Origin of the sequence: Harryflintia acetispora, assembly GCA_004340125.1 — a bacterium.
Lineage (GTDB): Bacteria > Bacillota > Clostridia > Oscillospirales > Ruminococcaceae > Harryflintia > Harryflintia acetispora.
Window position 1 is genome coordinate 191,222 of sequence record SLUK01000005.1, and the last position, 15,446, is coordinate 206,667.

General features: G+C 64.9%; 9 protein-coding genes. 1 reads left to right on the forward strand and 8 read right to left on the reverse strand.

Annotated features, from left to right (window positions below; all coding sequences use genetic code 11):
* Positions 1–3 precede the first annotated feature (3 nt).
* The 8 genes from EDD78_RS07570 to EDD78_RS07605 form a co-directional block, all read right to left on the reverse strand.
* Positions 4–7,233 (reverse strand): GH36-type glycosyl hydrolase domain-containing protein, encoded by a 7,230-nt coding sequence (locus EDD78_RS07570; RefSeq protein WP_132084524.1) that lies wholly within the window; start codon positions 7,231–7,233, stop codon positions 4–6.
* Between the two features lie 224 nt (positions 7,234–7,457).
* Complete coding sequence (locus tag EDD78_RS07575) at positions 7,458–8,744, reverse strand: ABC transporter substrate-binding protein (RefSeq protein WP_132084525.1); 1,287 nt, start codon at positions 8,742–8,744, stop codon at positions 7,458–7,460.
* Positions 8,734–10,521, reverse strand: coding sequence for a sensor histidine kinase (locus EDD78_RS07580; protein ID WP_132084526.1), 1,788 nt, complete (start codon positions 10,519–10,521; stop codon positions 8,734–8,736). Before EDD78_RS07580 ends, EDD78_RS07575 begins: the two co-directional genes overlap by 11 nt.
* Before the next feature lie 140 nt (positions 10,522–10,661).
* Positions 10,662–10,847, reverse strand: a complete 186-nt coding sequence (locus tag EDD78_RS07585) for a hypothetical protein (protein ID WP_132084527.1) — start codon at positions 10,845–10,847, stop codon at positions 10,662–10,664.
* Positions 10,841–12,859 (reverse strand): ferrous iron transport protein B, encoded by a 2,019-nt coding sequence (feoB, locus tag EDD78_RS07590; protein WP_132084528.1) that lies wholly within the window; start codon positions 12,857–12,859, stop codon positions 10,841–10,843. Before feoB ends, EDD78_RS07585 begins: the two co-directional genes overlap by 7 nt.
* Positions 12,860–12,959: 100 nt before the next feature.
* Complete coding sequence (locus EDD78_RS07595; protein WP_079698417.1) at positions 12,960–13,190, reverse strand: FeoA family protein; 231 nt, start codon at positions 13,188–13,190, stop codon at positions 12,960–12,962.
* Complete coding sequence (gene sigE / locus EDD78_RS07600) at positions 13,187–13,897, reverse strand: RNA polymerase sporulation sigma factor SigE (protein WP_132084541.1); 711 nt, start codon at positions 13,895–13,897, stop codon at positions 13,187–13,189. The genes EDD78_RS07595 and sigE overlap by 4 nt, the downstream gene beginning before the upstream one ends.
* A gap of 2 nt (positions 13,898–13,899) precedes the next feature.
* On the reverse strand, positions 13,900–14,790 hold the full coding sequence (locus tag EDD78_RS07605) for a sigma-E processing peptidase SpoIIGA (RefSeq protein WP_165873150.1): 891 nt from the start codon (positions 14,788–14,790) through the stop codon (positions 13,900–13,902).
* Between the two features lie 412 nt (positions 14,791–15,202).
* Here EDD78_RS07605 and EDD78_RS07610 point away from each other — a divergent pair.
* The coding region (locus EDD78_RS07610; RefSeq protein ID WP_132084530.1) for a hypothetical protein at positions 15,203–15,446 on the forward strand (244 nt) is incomplete at its 3' end.

The window sequence follows — 15,446 nt, forward strand, 5'->3', positions numbered from 1 at the left end:
CCCTCAGAGATAGTATTCGGCCTCGTGGGGGCGGCCGTCGAGAAGGATGCGCTCCTGCGCGACCCCGTCCACATAGAGCCCCCGCCTGCCCGCCAAGCGGCAATAGCGCAGCGTAAGAGCGCTGCCGCCGATATGGCAGAGCACCTTTGCCCCCTCCCACTGAGGCGGCAGGCAGGGGTGGAGCGCGAGGGTGTTCCCCTCCCGCCGCAGCCCCAGGAGGTCCTCGGCCGCCACCCGGTAAAACCACCCGGCGGCGCCGGTATAAATCGACCAGCCGCCCCGGCCGTAGAGGGCGGGGTTTACGTAGATGTCCGCCGCGATATAATACGGCTCGAGCGCGTAGCGCGCGGCAATCTTGCTGTCCGAGGCGCGGTAGGCGGGGTTGAGGATTTGCAGCAGCCTCCAGCCCCGCTCGCTTTGGCCCGCTCGCAGGAAGGCTTCTGCCAGCCAGACGGCGGCATGGGTGTACTGCCCGCCGTTTTCGCGGATCCCGCGCGGATAGGCCTGCACATAGCCGGGGGAGGGGTCGCTGTGCTCAAACGGCGGCCAGAAGAGCCGCACGATCATGTCCTCCTCGTCCACCAGCAGCTTGTAAGCGCTCTCCAGCGCGGTGTCCACCCGCTCCCGGTCCGGCATGCCGGCAAGGAGTGCGAAGCTCTGGGGCAGCGAATCGATTTTGCATTCGGCGCTCTCCTTCGAGCCCATCACCCCGCCGCTGTCAAAGGTGGCGCGGGCGTACCACTCGCCGTCCCAGGCGTGGCGGTCCACCGCCCCGCGCAGGGCGGCGGCCCGCAGGCGGCAGCGTTCTGCCGCCTCGCTCTCCCCCATCCGCTCGCAGACCGGGGCGTAGCGCTCGAGCACCATCGACAGGAAGAGCGAGAGCCAAATACTCTCCCCCTTTCCCCGGCTCCCGACGCCGCTGTAGCCGTCGTTCCAGTCCCCGCCGCCGATCTTGGCGAGGCCCCGCTCGCTGAGGTTGTGGCCGCGCTCGAGCGCCCGCAGCCCGTGCCGGTAGACGCTCTCTTTGCACGCGCCGCGCACGGGGGAAAAGTAGCGCTCGTGCTCGTCCTCCCGCAGCTCCTCGCCCGCGAGGTAGGCGATCTCTTTTTTCAGCAGGGACTCGTCCCCGCTCTTTTGCAGGTATTCGGCGATCGCCAGCGGCAGCCAGAGCAGATCGTCGCTGTAGCGCGAGCGCACCCCGTGGAAGGGCCGCTCCCCCGGCAGGCGGTGCCACCAGTGGAGCACGTCGCCCTCCAAAAACTGCACGGCGCAGCAGCGGGCGATCTGCACCTTCAGCGGCTGTGTGTCGCCGAGCGCCAGGTTCATGGCGTCCTGCAGCTGGTCGCGGAAGCCGTAGGCCCCCGAGCACTGGTAAAACCCGGTGCGCCCATGGAGCCGCGAGGCGGTGATCTGGTTGTGCAGCAGGGTGTTGTAAAAGGCGTTGAGGTAGCGGTCCGGCGTTTCGAGCAGGATGTGCTCCTCCCGGCCCTGGCGCGGCAGCGGCAGCTGGGCGAGCTTCCTTGCCGCCTCCTCCCGCCGCGCAAAGGTGAGCACAAAGGTCACCTTCTCTTTTCGTCTGGGCGGGAGCACCTTCGGCACGATCAACGCGCCGCAGGGGTCGGGGCCCGGCAAGTGTCCCGGCTGGTCCCACTCCCCCGCCAGCATACGGCGGCGGGAGAAGCAGGGGCGCGCGTTTTTCGCATCGGTCCCAAGGAAACAGAACCCGGGCACCGCGGTGTTGCTCTCGTTTTTCATCACAATTCCCCCTGGCATGGCCGAGCCGGTGATCATCCGCGCCGTCCCGCGCTCCACCCCCAGCACCGGCTCGAGGTAGTAGGCGAGCAGGACCGGGAGCTCCTGCTCCCCGGTGTTTTCGAGGCTGACGGCAATCTCCTTGCGGTTCCCCCTCTCCGGCACGCGCACCGTCACCGTGCAGTGCAGCGCCCCGCAGGTTCCTTCGTAGCGCGCGCCGCTGCGGCCAAAGCTCGCCCGCGCGCCCCAGACCGGGTCGTAGAGCTCACCGCCGGCCTTCAGGAACAACCGCTCGCCCCGGTTGTCGCGCGCCGGGTCGCCCCACCAGGGCGAGAGCTTGTTCTCCCGCGCGTTGATTGCCCAGGAAAACCCCAGCGAGCCGTCCGAAAGCAGGGTGCCGAAGGTGGGGTTGGCCAGCACATGGCAGTAGGGCGCCCAGGAGCGCCGGTTCACGGTGAAGCGCCCGTCGTCGAACACCCCGCCGTAGACGCTTAAGCCCTCCTCCCCCACCGGGTCCGCCAGAGCGGAGCGCACCCGGGCGGGCAGAAAGGCCTGCGGCGGCGTGGGCGTGCTCTTCCCCGAAAGGTAGCAGGACCAGGCATAGAGCAGGGTGCGCTGCTCTTTTGAGAGCGCGCCGCCGTCGAGCAGGAAGGCCCCGCCCTGATGTTCGAGAGACTGGCCGTAGCCGGCGGAGAGGATCTCCCTTTGCAGCTCCTCACGGTGCGCCGCGTCCTTTGCCAGCAGTACCAAATCGAACGGGATCCCCTCCTGCCGCAGCCGCCGCTGCAGGCGCAGCAGACACAGCGGCAGCCCCGCCCCGCATTCCTCCTCGGGCAGGGTCACAATTGGATAGTCCCCCGAAATCGAAAGCCCCCAGAGCCCCTGCCTGCCCTGGCGGTTCTCTTCGATGGCCCGGAGCACCTTTTTTTGCAGCGGGCGGGCGTAGAAGAGCTTGGGCAGAAGCCTAAGGCCGATCATCCCCTCGGCGCTGCCGTCCATCAGCGGGCAGCGCCCGAAGGAGAGGGGCCCCTCGCGCAGCGCCGCGAAGGCGTTTTTCGCCGCCGTCTCATCCTTGCCGGCGGCGAGGGCGAAGCGCAGGGTGCGCCCTTCGCCTTCGCGCAGCAGGAACCGGAGGCGCAGCGCGCAGACGGCGTTCGGGCTGTCGCGCCTGGAGCGAAACGGCCGATCGGCAAATTCCCCGATCGACTGGAGCCCCAACGGCGGGCGCAGCAGGGCGATCTTGTCGGTCTCAAACTCGAACTCCTGCTCCTCCAAAAAGCCCGCGCACAGGTGGTACCCTTCCCCGCCCTCGCGCTGCCTCCGGGTGAAGTGCAAAAGATTCTGTCCCCCGTCGTAGCGGCAGGTGACGAAGAGGCGCGCAAAGCTGCGGTGGGCCGAAAAATCCCTGTCGCGCAGCAGGGTGGGCTCGAGGTAGAGAAGAAGGCTTATTTCCTGCTCCTCCTTCGACTTTGAGCGCACCGTGATGGTGCGCAGCGCGGCGCTCTCCCGCTCGCAGACGCGGCATTCCATCGTCAGCTCAAGCCCCTCTCCCCGCCCGGTGAAGAGGGCGCGCTCCTCCTCGAAGACGGCTTCGTTCTGCCCTTTTATATAGAGCGGGGCCGCCGTGGCGCTGACCAGCTCCTCACCCGCCCGCGCCAGACAAAAAATTCCCATCCCGCCCGAAAGCAGGTCCTCCTCTCTTGCAGTCAGGTCGAGTCCCGCCAGCTGCAAATGCCCCGCGCCGCAGTCGGTGAGCACCTCCTGCAGCCCGCCCGAGAGCAGGGTCATGCGCGGCGCCGTGGGCGAGGGGATAAAGCTCTCCCGCAGCCTGTCCTCCTGCGGGCGCTGTGGGCGCTTCTCCTCCTGTTTCTGTTTCATTCCTTTGATCACCACCGCTTCCTTCGGTATTCGTTCCTGCAAAAACTGCGCCGCGCTCGCCATCGTCTTGTCCGCCAGAAAGCGGCGCTGCATAACGTTCCCCAGCGCCGCGTTGGCGCAGGCGACGACGCTCATCCCCAAATGGTGCGCCATGAAGCTGCGCACCGGCTCCATGCGCTCGCCCACCCGGGAGGGGGTACAGTCGGCGGCCTCGTAAAAGCCGTAGTCGGCGTAGAGTCCGCTCTCACGCAGCCGCTCAAGGTTTCGCAGCGCGCTCTTCGGCGCGAAGGGCAGGGCCAAAAAAGTCGAGTAGGGAGAGAGGACCAGCTCGTCGTCCAGCCCCTGCTTGACGCCCAGCGCCTGGACCCCGTGCGCCTTATACTGATAGTTTAACTGGTTGTCGAAGCGGTAATACCCGCTTTCCGAAATTCCCCAGGGGAGCCCCAAGCACCCCGTGCGCCGGCGCTGGCAATAAAGGCAGTAGCAAAGCGCCTCGTGGAGCAGTGAGTTTTGGTAGGCGGGCAGCAGCAGGTGGGGCATGAAGTATTCAAACATCGTCCCGGTCCAGGAGAGCGGCCCCTGATAGGGCCCACACCGCGAGAGGGTGCGCGAGAGGTTCCCCCAATGCTTGCGCCCGGCCTGGCGAGTGGCCACGGCATAGTAGGAGAGCAGCCTCGCCTCGCTCATCAGAAAATCATAGTGGGAGGCGCTGAGCTTCTCTTCCTCCCTGTCGTAGCCGATCGAGAAGAGCCCCCGCGCCTTATCGTACAGCGGCGAAAAGTCGCAGCGCGCGATGAGTGTGCCGACCTTTTCCAGCAGCGCTCCCGGCGCCCCGTATTCGCGAAGCCCCTGCCGCAGCGCGACGAGGCAGCAGACGAGGTTCCCGCTGTCCACCGAGGAGACGAAGGCCGGGTGGAGTACCCGAAGGTCCCTCAGGTCGTACCAGTTGTAGAGATGCCCGTTCCAGGTCTCGAGTGTGAGCAGGGTGTCGATCGTGCCCCCGACCTTGCCGAGCAGCGCGGGGGTGTCGATCAGCTCGAAGTCCCGCGCCGCCAGCCAGGAGAGGAGCATAAAGCCGATGTTGGTCGGGGAGGTGCGCTCGGCCAGCGCATAGCGGGGCGCGAGCTGGACGTTGTCCGGCGGCAGGAAGTGCCGCTGCGCGGTGGCATAGTCGTCGTAAAAGCGCACCATGTCGGCCACATAGCCGCGCAGCTCGTCGTAGTGCTCCCCCGCCGTCGGGGCCTCCTCCCCCCGCCTGGCGGTGCGGTGCGCGAAGGGGACGAGCAGCGCCAGCACGAGCCCCCACAGCCGCAGGGCGGGATACCGCCCGAACAGGAGCAGCAGCACGCCCAACGCCTCGGGCAGCAAAAAGCGGCGCAGCAGCCCGGGCAGCGAATCGCGCCGTCCCTCGCTCTGGGCGGCGGTGGTCCATTCCAGGAGATGTTTGCGGGAGGCGAAGGTCCGCCAGAGGGCGCGCAGCAGGGCGTCCAGGCTGTTTTGCGCCCGCGCAAACAGGGTTATGCACCAGAAGGCCGCCCGCCCCAGCTGGTCATAGACCTGCGGCAGCGCGCCCGAGAAGGTACGTCTGAGAAGGACAGCCGCCCCGCCGCGCCAAAGCGCGCGCAGCGCGCCGAGCACCGGCCGGCCCGCCACGGCGAGGAACACCCCACCCGCCAGCACGGCGGCGGCCCGGCTCCCCATCAGGGGCGAGAGCAGCAGCGCGAGCGCCGCCATGACCGGGGCCAGGGAGCGCAGCAGGTTATTGACCAGCTGTAGCCGCACCACTCCCTTGGTGCGGTAGCGGTAGCGCTTGCCCGAAAGCCGGAAGCTGCGGCGCAAAAAGAGCAGGTTCTGCCAGTCGCCGCGCATCCAGCGGTGGGCCCGCCGCAGCCAGGAGGAAAAAGTCTGGGGCTCGCCGTCCGACATCTCAACCTCGCCCACCAGCCCACAGCCGAGCAGGCCGCCCTCCAGGATGTCGTGGCTGAGCACCTGGCCCGGCGGGAGGCAGAGCCCCGCCTTGTAAAAGCAGTTAAGGTCGATCAGCCCCTTGCCGGTAAAGATCGCCTGGCCGAAGAGGTCCTGATAGGCGTCGCGGCCGGGCTGGTCGTACCCGCTGACCCCGCCGCAGCCGGTCATCAGCCGGGCGAAGGGAGTGGCGTTCGGGGCGCACAGCTCGCTGCAAAGGCGGGGTATCAGTAACCCGTAGCCCTCCTTGACATATCCCGTCTCTGCGTCCAGCCGCGGACGGCATAAGGGGTGCAGCGCGCTGGCGATGAGCAGGGCGGCCGTGTCGAAGTGCAGTCTGGTGTCGCTGTCCAAAGCGAGGAGGTAGCGCGCGCTTTGCATGACGCCAAGGTCGCCCACCACCCGGCAGGCGGAGGTCTCCTCGCCATGCAGATAGCGCACCAGCTCGCCGATCGCCCCGCGCTTGCGTTCCCATCCGCTGTAGCTCTCTTCGGTGGGGCTCCAGCTGCGCGCGCGCACAAAAAGAAAGAAGCGCTGGCCGTAGCGTTCATTGAGCCGCTCGACGGCCCGCTGCGCCCCGTCGAGGGCGGAGCTATCCTTTGCCAGCTGCGGGCGGTCGGCGGTGGGCAGGTCCCCGAGCAGCAAAAAGCCCAGCGGGGCCGTCCGGTTGGAGAGGTAGAGCCCTTCGAGGCGCTCCTCAAGGCGCTTTTCGAGGTCCTTGCCGTCCAGCAGCGCCGAAACCGTCACCAGGGTGTAAGCCTCCGCCGCCGGCACCTTTTGAAGGTCCATGCGGGGCAGCATGACGGGCGGCAGCCCCCGCAAAGAAAGCCCCTGCATAAATTCCCGTACCGGCTCGTAGAGCGGCAGCAGCAGGAGCAGCCCAGGGACCGGACTTCCAGCGAGCAGGGCGCAGCCGAGCGCCGGCAGCAGGGTGCAAAGCACGCTGCCCCAGAGGAAGAAGGCCCTGTGCCGCCCCTGCTGCGCCTTGAGGGCGGGGTGGTACAGCAGGTGGTAGCCGACGTGGTTTTGCGGCTCCGTGTCAGAGCCGGCGGCGCTGGCAACCGCCTTCTCAGCCACTGTGCGCTCCCCCGTGCCGGTGCGCCGGGCGATCCGGTAGACGAGCTCGCGGTAGCCGGTGCGGCTCTCCTTGTCCATGCGGGGATAGACCCCCGAAGGGTCGCGCAGCAGGATCGCCTCGATGGCGCTGACCGACGCCGTAAGGGACACGAAATCCACCGAGCCGACGTCCCGCAGCCCGCCGACGGCATACCCTATCGCGGCGGCCGCAGCTTCGGCCGGCAGGGCGAGCGCGCTGTGGGCGGTGTGCAGCAGGGCGGCCCGCAGCGCCGCCTCGCACAGGGAAAGCTGCTCGAAGCTGAGATACATGCAAGCGCAAAGCTGACGCAAAAACTCCCCGGCCTCCCGCTGGGCGACGGGCAGCCGCCGCGCGCAAAAGCCCTCCGCCCATACCTGTGCGAGCAGGCATACCCCGTCCTTATCGCGCACATCGCGCAGGGAGCGCAGCGCCTGAAGGTACTCCCCCTCAAGCAGGTAAAAGTTATCCAACAGCCACTGCCCAAGGGCGCCGCGCTCCCCCGGCTCCTGCCGCAAGCCGGCCTGCTGATAGCGATTGCGCAAATCGCGCAGCTCGCCCTTCAGCCGCGCCTTCCAGCGCCTGCCCGGGTGCTCCTCATTTTGAAGCCGCCTTACAATTTCACCGAGTGTCTGCTCTCTGATCGCGTCTCTCCCCTTTCCCGCCCTGCGGTCTGATCCCGCTTATTTTGGGCCAAATGGGGAGAAAACATACAAAAACAGGGACCGCCGCCGCGGTCCCTGTCGCTGAAACAGGATTCGTTTCCCGATCATTCGTTGAGGTCGGCCACCTGGGAGAGCACCCCGTCGATCCCGAGCGAGCCGGAGACGATCCCGGGGATGGAGGAGTAGAGCTTATCCCACGCGCGCTTGGTCAGCCGCGAGTCGACCGGCATGACCGGCCTTTCTATCGACTCGGACAGCTTAAAGCCCGCCGCGGCCAGCGGCGTCAGGCCGCGCGGCAAATCGACCCTTGCGGCCGGGCTGCCCGCCACCCTGGCAAAGACGGCGACCGACTCGTCGCTGGTCATCTCCCGCACGAAATTGATTGCGGCCTGCCGCTTTTCGGGGTTGTCCCAGCCGCGCCGGGTGATATAGAAGCCCATGGAATATCCCGAGACGGCCTCCCCCGCGCCCTTGCTCTCGCCCATCGCCGGGAAGGGCAGCACGGTGGTGTTCTCCTGGTCCTCGACCCCTTCCAAAAACCACGAGCCCTCGAGGATCATCGCCGCCTCCTTGCGGGTAAAGGACTGCCAGGCGGCGGCGTTGGTGATGGCCGCCGCGTCCGGGGCGAAGGCGCCCTTCTCATAGAGGCTGCGCAGCACGATCAGCGCCTCGCTCCAGCTGTCGGGATACTGCTGCGCCCCACCGCCCGGGACGGGCTCGAAGGCGTGTTCCCGCGCCCCGCCCGCCGAGAGGATGAGGTTTTCGATCCAGTAGTGCGGCACGTCCGAGAGCGACACCGCCACAGGGATGATCCCGCTGCCGGAAAAGCCCTGCACCGCCGCCTGGAAGGTGGTCCAGTCGGTGGGAAGCGCGATGCCGTGCTGCTCGAAGAGGTCCCGGTTGCAATACAGCCCCTCCCAGATGCCGCGCACCGGCAGGGCGTAGGACTTGCCGTTCGGCTCGACCATGTATTCCATGGCCGAGGGCTTGAGGTTGCCCCCGTAGTCGGGATACTCTTTACGGATCTCCTCCAGGGAGACCACCTTGTTTTTGGCGATGATGGCCCGCGCGTCCGTGCCGGTAAAATAGAAGAGCACATCCGGCTCGTTGCCCGAGGCAAAGTCGCCGAGCACCTTACCCTTCCAGCTCTCGTCCGAGAGGGAGGACTCGTCGAGCACCTTCACGCCGGGATATTTCTCCATGAATTTTGCGATCAGCTCCTGGTAATCCATCGCCGAGGGGTCGCTCCCCCCGAAGACCGAGGCGGTGCGCAGCTCGACGGCGCCGGGCGCGCTCTTGCCCGGGGCTTCGGGCTGCGTGCGCGCGCAGCCGGCGAGCAGGAGCGAGGCGCAAAGCCCGGCCAGGAAGCGAAGCATACCCTTAACGATCATTGGCTTCTCCTTCCCGCGCGCCCGGGAGCCTGCCATCCTTCGCGGGAGGCTGCGCTTCGGGCGGCGCAAACGGAATCTGGATCCGGGTGCACGTCCTGCCGTCGGCGGTGCGCTGCAGGGTGAGGGCCCCCGCATCGCCGTACATCAGGCGGATCCGCTCATAGACGTTTTTGAGCCCCAGCCGGCGCTGCTTGTCGGTCAGCGCGCCGTAGTCCTCGCTGAGGATCGCCCGAATCCGGCGCAGGTCCTCGTCCGAGAGGATGTTGCCATCGTTGATGATCTCGATGGCCAGCTTCCCCTCCATCTTCCCGATGCAGATCTCGATGGTCCCGGCGCTCACCGGCTCGATCCCGTGTACCACCGCGTTTTCGATCAGCGGCTGGATGATCAGGCGGGGCACGGGACAGGAGAGCAGGCTCTCGTCGATATGCTCCTCGAGCGTCAGCCGCCGCCCGAAGCGCTCGCCGATGATGAACAGGTAGGAGCGCGTGTAGCAAAGCTCCTGGCGCAGCGGGATGCTGCGCTGCTGCGAACGGTCGAGGCTGGCGTCGAGCAGGTTGTCCAGCGCCTCGATCATCTTGGAAATCTCCTCGTTGCCGGCCAGGCGCGCCTTCCAGTTGATCAGCCCGAGGGTGTTTTTCATGAATTGGGGGTTCATCTGCGACTGGAGCATCATGAGCCGCGACTCGCTCGCGGCGAGCTCCTCCTTATAGGCGTAGTCGAAGAGGTATTTGATCCGGGCGCTCATCGAGTTGAACGAGCGGATCAGCCGGCCGAACTCGTTGTCGCTTGTGAATGGGATGGTGGCGTCCCACTGCTCGTTCTCGATTTTTTCGGTCGCGACCACCAGCGCATCGATCGGCCCGGCGATGTTTTTATAAATGCGGTAGAAGCCCACTCCCAGCAGCGGCAGCACCACGCAGGCGAGCACCAGCGCCAGCACCAGCACCATATACGCCCTTTCGGAGACGATCCGGTCGCTCACATAGACGCGGTAGCCGAAATCGTAGTTTTGCTCTTTTTGCACGGCCGTCCCGGTGATATACCCCCTCAGGGCGCCCACCTTCATCTCCTGCCGCGCGGTGGGGAACTCGAACTGGCGCAGCGGCCCTTCGGTGGGCTCGCTCCCCAGCCAATAGGGCTGCCCGTCCAGGGAGAGGAGGACGTAGTCGGCGGCGGGGTCGAGGGAGGTAAAGGCGTCGAAAACCGCCGCGGGATCCAGCTGGATCACAATCACCCCATAGCGGCTCAGGTCCCGGTTGTCCAGGAGGTTTTGATAGAGGTAGAGGCTCCTCCCGCTGACCAGCAGGTGGGTGGTGTTGTCCTCCTCGCCCAGGGCGGACACCACCTGCGCGTGGGCGTCCTTGAGATAGGCGTCCAGATAGGCGCCGCCGTAGGGGCTTTCATAGATCATCCGCCCCGGATCGGCGGAAAAGAAGATCCCGGCGAAGAGGTATTCCTTTTGCAGCCCGAACTTGCGCAGCAGCTCGCCGCGCACCGCGGCGGTAAGGGCGTTTTGGTCCTGCTGCTCCTTATAATGCTTGGCGACGGCCCCCTCGTAGATGACGTCACGCATCTGCTGGATGGCCGACTCGAGCTTCTGGCTGCTCATCTGGGCGGCATAGGTCGCGCCTGAGCGGATGTTCCCCTCGGCGCGGTCCTTGACGGCGGTTTGGATGTACATCACACAGACCGCTGAGATGGCCAGCACCGGCACGATCCAGCAGTAGATCAGCAGCCAGGTGAGCTGGGATTTGATCGACGTTTTCTTTTTCATAAAATCCCCTCCCACCGCTGAAACATTACCGTTCCCATCATAACATAAAATCACCGTTCTGTTAATGGGAAAAAAGCCCTGTTTTTGCCGAAGAAAACCGGGAAAACTCCCGGAACCCTATGGATGGCTCCCGGGAGTTTTCACCGCCGCCGTTTTTTATCTCCGGTTTTTTCCTCCCCTTCCCCGACGCTGCACCGCCCCCGCTGGGGGCAGCCGCGGCATCCTTCGCAGCAGCGTCCGCGCAGCATACGCGCAAGGTTTTCCAAAAACAGGAGCAGCCCGATCAGCACCAAAAAGACGCAGAGGGTCAAAATCAGGATCAGCATACCGCACCTCCCAAAAACATCCCGCCCACCCGGTAGGCGGCAAAGGACGCCAGATAGGCCACCGAGCACTGCAGCAGCGCCGCCGAGAGCGCCGCGCGCAGGCTCCCAAGCTCCCGGCTGATGGCGACAAACGCCGAAATGCAGGGCATGTAGAGCAGCGAAAACACCATGAAGGCTAGGCCGCTTTGCGGAGTAAAGTGGGCGGAGATCGCGGCGGTCAGACCTCCCTGCCCGCCGAAGAGCACCCCAAAAGTCGCCACCACCGATTCCTTGGCGATCAGCCCCGAAAGCAGCGCCACCGCCGCCTGCCATTCCCCGAAGCCCAATGGGGCGAACAGCGGCGCGAGCGCCCGGCCCAGGGCGCCAAAAAGGCTCTGCTCGGGCTGCACGGTGTATTGCAGCGAGGGGGTGAAGCTTTGCAGCAGCCAGATGACCACGTTCATCGAAAAGATGATTGTACCCGCTTTGGTGAGGAAGCCCACGCATTTTTGCCACATGTGCCGCAGCGTCCCGCTCAGGGTAGGCAGCCGGTAGGGCGGCAGCTCCATCACGAAGGGACGCCCCGGCCCGCGAAAGAGGGTATGCCGCAGCAGCAGCCCGCACAGAACCGCCACCGCCAGCCCCAGCAGGTACATCCCCAGCACCGCCACATTCTCGTGCCCCTTAAAAAACACCCCGGCGAAAAGGGCGTAGATCGGCAGCCGCGCCGAGCAGGACATGAAGGGGATGAGCAGGACGGTAAGCCGCCGCTCGCGCTCGTCCCCCATCCCCCGCGCGGCCATCACCGCCGGGGTGGTGCAGCCGAAGCCCATCAGCATGGGGATGAAGCACTTCCCCGTCAGCCCCAGCCCCTGCAGCAGCCGGTCCATCAAAAAGGCCGCGCGGGCCATATAGCCGCTGTCCTCCAAAATAGACAGGCAGAAAAAGAGCAGCATGATCTGCGGCAGGAAGGCGAGCACCCCGCCCACCCCGCCGATCACCGCGTCCAACAGCAGGCTGTAGGTCCAGTCCGGCGCGCCGCTCTGCGCGAGCAGCCCGCCGAAAAAACCGCCGAGCCTCCCGATCAGCCCCTCGAGCAGGGTCTTTAGCGTATTGCCCAGCGGCCCGAAGGTGATGGAAAACATGCAGAAGAAGATGAGCAAAAAAAGCGGCAGGCCCCACACGCGGCTGATGAGAATGCGGTCCAGGCGCTGGGTGAGCCCCGGCCCCTTCTCCCGCCGGGGGTAGCGGACCACCCCCGCCGCCCCCGCGCGGATCAGACGCCAGCGCGCGTCGGCCAGGCGGGACTGGCGCTGCTGGGGCTCGGGGTGGTAGCGCGCCGCGGCCGCCTTTGCCTTTGCGAGGAGACTATCGCCGAGATGCAGCCGCGCGGCGGTCTGTGTGTCGCCCTCGAGAAGCCTGGCGGCGAAGAAGGCGCATAGCCGTTTTTCCGGCACCTGGCGGGCGATCAGCCCCGCGATCTCCTCGAGCGCCCCCGCCGTCTCGCGGTCGTAGCGCACACGGGGCAGCAGCCTCACCTTCCTTTGGCAGAGCTCTCCGGCGAGCTCGACGAGCTCCTGCACCCCTTCGCCCCGGCGCGCCGAGATGGGCAGCACCGGCACCCCCAGACGGCGCTGCAGCAGCGCATGGTCCACCCGGCCGCCCCGGCTCTCGACCTCGTCCACCATATTGAGCGCGACCACCATCGGGAGCCCGAGCTCCATGAGCTGCACCGTGAGGTAGAGGTTGCGCTCGAGGTTCCCGGCGTCCACGATGTTGATGACCACGTCCGGACGCTCGTCCAGCAAAAACCCCAGCGCCACCCCCTCCTCGAGGGAATAGGGGGATAGGGAATAGATCCCCGGCAGGTCGGTAAGCCTGACTTTCAGCCGGCCAAGGGAGAGCCGGCCCTCCTTTTTGTCCACCGTGACCCCGGCCCAGTTGCCCACATACTGCCGCTGCCCGGTCAGGAGGTTAAACAGGGTCGTCTTTCCGCAGTTCGGGTTTCCTACGAGCGCCGCTTTCTTTTCCATCGGTTTGTCCTCTTTTCGCTGTCATCTTCACGCGAAAAACCCGGCGCAGGGCGCGGGGCTTTCCCCCACATCCCTATGCCGGGCAAGGACAAAATAGTATTCATTCAGAAATAAGCTCGATTTCGATCTTTCCCGCATCCGCCCGGCGCAGCGAAAGCTCGTACCCCATCAGGGCGATCTCGAGCGGGTCCCCGAGCGGCGCTATGCGCAGCAGGCGCACCAATGTTCCCCTCGTCAGTCCCATGTCGAGCAGGCGGCGGCGCAGGGCGCCCTCGCAACGCATGGCGACAACGACCCCGCTCTGGCCCGGGCGCAGCTCGCGCAGGGTCATATCAGCCGCTCCAGCTCTTTTTTGAGCCGCTTGATGATCCGCTTTTCCAGCCGCGAGATGTAGGACTGGGAAATCCCGATGATGTCCGCGACCTCCTTCTGGGTACGCTCCTTGCCGTCGAGCAGGCCGAAGCGCAGCTGCATGATGTGGCGCTCCCGCTCGCCCAGGTGCTCCACCGCCGAAAGGAGCATGCTCTTCTCCGCGTCGTGCTCGATGTTCTTGTTCACGCTGTCATTTTCGGTCCCTAAAATGTCCGAGAGGAGCAGCTCGTTGCCGTCCCAGTCGATATTGAGCGGCTCGTCGATGGAAATTTCGTTTTTCTGGTTTTGGAACTTGCGCAGATACATCAAAATCTCGTTTTCGATGCAGCGGCTGGCATAGGTGGCCAGCTTGATGTTGCGCTCGGGCGAGAAGGTGTTCACCGCCTTGATCAGCCCGATGGTGCCGATCGAGATCAAATCCTCCACCCCAACCCCGCTGGACTCAAATTTCTTGGCGATGTATACCACCAGCCGCAGGTTATGTACGATCAGCGTCTTGCGCGCCGTGCTCTCCCCCGCGCTCAGTTCGATGAAGACCTTCTCCTCCTCCGCCTTGGAAAGCGGAGCGGGCAGCACCTCCGGCCCGTTGATATAATGGACCGTGTCGAGAAGCCCCAGCGCTTTCAGCAGCCGCTGCAGCAACCGGCGCGGAGCGCTCGTCACCATTGTCAGCATTTGTGCACCGCCTTTTCTCTCATTTTTGTCTGTACCCTCTTCCCCGTCAGGGCGCGATTGAGCAGCAACTGCTGCCCGGGGACGCCGTCGAGCTCCTTGGAAACCGCAATGTAAACGTCCTGCACCATGAGGGGGCCTTCCCCCAGATCAAGCAGCATATGTTCCGGCCGAAAGGCCGGCAGCAGGTCCTGTCCCGCCACGGTGGCGCAGGGAATCAGCCGCAGGCCCGCGCACCCTTGCCCCGTCTGCGCCGCCTGCCAGAAGCCGTCGGGCAGGATGGGCGAGAGCAGGCGGTAGGAGCCGATCACCACCGGCGTGCCGCTGAAGGCGTCGCAGAGGTTGTTCTGGCTGTCCACCACGCCGGTGCAGCACAGCTCTTTCCCGTCGTTAACGATGGTCACCGGCAGCTCCTTTACCGCCAGCGCCCCCCTGCTGATCAGCCGCTGATAGGCGGTGACGATCCCGTAGACCAGCGCGCAGCAGATCAGCAGCCCGACCCCGGAGACATTGAAATAGCAGACCCCATTGTAATAGAACCCGCTTCGCCCGCCCGAGAGCAGGGTGATAAAGAGCATGAATCCCGCGAAGACGAAGCTGGTCGCAAACAGCATAAAGAGCCGCTTTATGTAGCCGCGCTCATCTTTATAGCCGCCCGAAACCGCCGCGAGCAAGGAAGAGAAGGCGAGCTTAAAAAGGATGTTCGCCGCCGCGCCCATCTGTGGCAGAAAGATGATGAGCGACCCCGCCGCCCCGATCAGGGCCGCCAGGGTGATCCGCAGGCGGGAGAGCTTTACCCCCCTGCCGCATAAGCGGGCTGAAAGCAGCAGGAGCAGGTAATTGACAATGAAGTTTAGCACAATGAGCACATCTACATAAACAATCACGCTTTTTCCCCTAAAAATGGATTACAACCTTCATTATAAGCCGCGCGGGAAAAGGGAGCGGTCGAAGCGAAGGAGAAAACTTTGTAGAGTTATGCACCATATTCTAAAAACAGGGCCCGGCAGGGAGGAAAATGAGAATCAGGATAAGAAAAAGCCGCCGGATGGCGAATCCGGCGGCAGAAGCGGTACACGGTATATTAGAAAAAGACCGCAAGCATAGCCTGCTTGCGGTCCCATTTTTGTTCTTTTTCGCATGAGAGCGGAGCAAAATCCCCAACTCTTTCCTTTGTTTTCTAATTATATCCTATTTTGGTGAGAAATGCAAGGAAAAATAGTGGTTATTGGCGGTATCCCCATATCGGAGAGGCCCCCAGCAGGCTATGCTAACGGTCTTTCTTAAAGGGATGAAAATATGAAAAAATGTAAAATTTTGGCTGTTACTATTTTCTCTTTGCTGGGGATGTCTCTGTTGAGCGGCTTCACGCTGGAAGACAGCGGGGCGCGGGAGCATTACGCCGGGCTGCTCCGGGAGGGAATCATCACCGAGGCTGAATTTATGGCGGGCAGCATTTCTGCGGAAATGCAATTGCCGGCTGACGCCGGCGGCCCACCTCATGGGGGGAATCATCCCCCCATGGACCCCCTAACTCTCCGAG

Bases quoted from the DNA above. Each gene is read 5' to 3' on its own strand.
- feoB (WP_132084528.1), bottom strand. From the start codon at position 12,859: ATGGAAAAGAAAGCGGCGCTCGTAGGAAACCCGAACTGCGGAAAGACG.
- sigE (WP_132084541.1), bottom strand. From the start codon at position 13,897: ATGGTGACGAGCGCTCCGCGCCGGTTGCTGCAGCGGCTGCTGAAAGCG.
- EDD78_RS07575 (WP_132084525.1), bottom strand. From the start codon at position 8,744: ATGATCGTTAAGGGTATGCTTCGCTTCCTGGCCGGGCTTTGCGCCTCG.
- EDD78_RS07585 (WP_132084527.1), bottom strand. From the start codon at position 10,847: ATGCTGATCCTGATTTTGACCCTCTGCGTCTTTTTGGTGCTGATCGGG.
- EDD78_RS07580 (WP_132084526.1), bottom strand. From the start codon at position 10,521: ATGAAAAAGAAAACGTCGATCAAATCCCAGCTCACCTGGCTGCTGATC.
- EDD78_RS07595 (WP_079698417.1), bottom strand. From the start codon at position 13,190: ATGACCCTGCGCGAGCTGCGCCCGGGCCAGAGCGGGGTCGTTGTCGCC.